Origin of the sequence: Mesorhizobium sp. M7D.F.Ca.US.004.01.2.1, from assembly GCF_003997785.1 — a bacterium.
Classification (GTDB): domain Bacteria; phylum Pseudomonadota; class Alphaproteobacteria; order Rhizobiales; family Rhizobiaceae; genus Mesorhizobium; species Mesorhizobium loti.
The window spans coordinates 1-1,881 of sequence record NZ_RZRQ01000606.1; the positions used below are offsets into that span (position 1 = coordinate 1).

The 1,881-nt window shown below is 67.5% G+C and carries 3 protein-coding genes; all 3 read right to left on the reverse strand.

The genetic code is table 11. The features are described from left to right. Window positions 1-342: 342 nt before the first annotated feature. The gene (locus EN993_RS35340; RefSeq protein ID WP_127266195.1) at window positions 343-876 is read right to left on the reverse strand and encodes a hypothetical protein; all 534 of its coding nucleotides are present in this window, start codon (window positions 874-876) and stop codon (window positions 343-345) included. A gap of 198 nt (window positions 877-1,074) precedes the next feature. Further along, on the reverse strand, window positions 1,075-1,395 hold the full coding sequence (locus EN993_RS35345) for a GNAT family N-acetyltransferase (protein WP_245469067.1): 321 nt from the start codon (window positions 1,393-1,395) through the stop codon (window positions 1,075-1,077). Next, a partial coding sequence (locus tag EN993_RS35350) for a DUF2493 domain-containing protein (RefSeq protein ID WP_164758045.1) occupies window positions 1,392-1,881 on the reverse strand: 490 nt, incomplete at its 5' end. The genes EN993_RS35345 and EN993_RS35350, both read right to left, overlap by 4 nt.

Below are 1,881 nucleotides of genomic sequence, written 5' to 3' on the forward strand. Positions count from 1 at the left end.
ACCTCCAACAGCAGCTTGGCGCGTGAACCGCTTTGCGTGTCTCGGATGGCGGCACAGCGGTTTCGAGATCGGAGTCGACTTGAAGCAAACTTCACGCCCCTCGGTGGCGATGCCTCGCAGCCAGGTTGGATGACCGCGCACGCCAGGATGTTCGGCACGCTTCCACCCGCTTAGATGCGAGACGGGTGAAGATGATCATCTGCACAACGTCCCCATGCTATCCGCGTGGGTCGGTTTCGAAAGTGGCCGGCTCCTGCCGCTCATACAAGTGGAGTTGGGGCGCGGGGCGGATCAAGCATATCGGATGGGACCCACCGGGCTGTCGGCGAGTCCGCGCCTACATCATCCTGGCAGCGCCAGACGCTCGTCCGGCGTCATGCGGGCCTCGGCTTGCCGGCGAATGTCCGGACCGGCATGGCGGAGCATGGCACACCGGTCTTCAACAGTGTACGTGGTCGCCACGCTGCCCCTGGCCAGATCGTAGATGACGCACGGCTTGTTCGCGATGGCGAGCCGAAGCACGTTGACGGCAGTGCCGGGTGATGCGCCGTCCCAGACCATCATGCCAAAGTCGGCGCGCCGCGCCATCTCCCGGTCTTTGGCGGCGTGAACAAAGTCCCCTCTGGCATCCTCAGGAGGAGGAACATGGTAGGCGGCCCAGTCGCCCAGATTGTTGAGGGGCTCCTTGCCGGCATGGAAGACGCCGACATAGTCGTACCTGTAACCCGCGAGCAGGCCCTGCGCCTCGGCATCGGCTCCCGAGGCGTCGCCAATCAGCACGCCGTGCTCGGCAGCAACGATTGCGCCGATGCGAGTGATGGCAGGTTCCGGCAGCTCGAATATCTCGCGTGATCCACCTATGAATATCATCGACATGGTGACTTTCCTTTCTCTCCAGCGCCCCCGCCCCGCGCCAGCCGCCCTCTCCTCTGGCCCTGCGCGAGGGATCGTCACCCGAAGGCCGAGACGGCGAAGCCGGCGCGGGGAGCGGCGGGACGCCGCGACTAGAGCCCGTCCGGCCGCAGGGCCGGCGCGCCCGGACCCTGCCGCGGCCGGAGGCGCTACGCGCGTGGACTAGCGGCCTTCGGCCGCCCAGAGGCTCACGTACTGGATCGAGCGCATCAGGATAGACGGGTTGTCTCGCGACGGGACAAAACCCCAGCTCTGCCAGTAGCGCTCGGCCTCGGCGTCGATCGCCCGCACCACCACCGCGCAGCCGGCGACGATGCCTGCGCCGGCGACGCAGCGACGAAGCACGTCCTTGACTAGACCGCTGCCGATGCCTTGTCCTGCATAGCGATGGTCGACGGCGAGTTGTCCAATCAGCAGCGCGCTTCGAGCGGGCCGAACCCGGTCGGGTTCGATGGTGCGGATGCGAGGAAACCGGCGCTTCACGCGCCGCCCTCCGCGAACCGCCAGACGGGGATGCCGAGCCGACGGGCCTTGTCGGCAAGGTTGTCGGTGATGCCGGAGCCGGGAAAGACGATCAGGCCGTAGGGCACCACCGAGAGAAGCTGGTCGTTGCGGCGGAACGGAGCGGCCTTGGCGTGACGGTTCCAGTCCGGCTTGAAGGCGATCTGGGTGACCTTCCGGTTCTCGGCCCAGCAGGCGGCGATGCGTTCGGCGCCGCGGGGGCTGCCCCCGTGGAGCAGGACCATGTCGGGATGCTTCTCGCGGGCCTTGTCGAGCGCGTCCCAGATCCGGTCGTGATCGTTGCAGTCGAGGCCGCCGGCGAAGGCGATCTTGGTGCCGGCCGGGACGAGCACCTCGGTCTCGGCGAGGCGGCGGGCGGCGAGGAAATCGCGGGAGTCGATCACCGCCGCAGTCATCGCCTGGTGGGAGACCTTGGAGCCGGTGCGCGGCCGCCATGCCGATCCGGTT

Bases quoted from the DNA above. Each gene is read 5' to 3' on its own strand.
- EN993_RS35340 (WP_127266195.1), bottom strand. From the start codon at position 876: ATGTCGATGATATTCATAGGTGGATCACGCGAGATATTCGAGCTGCCG.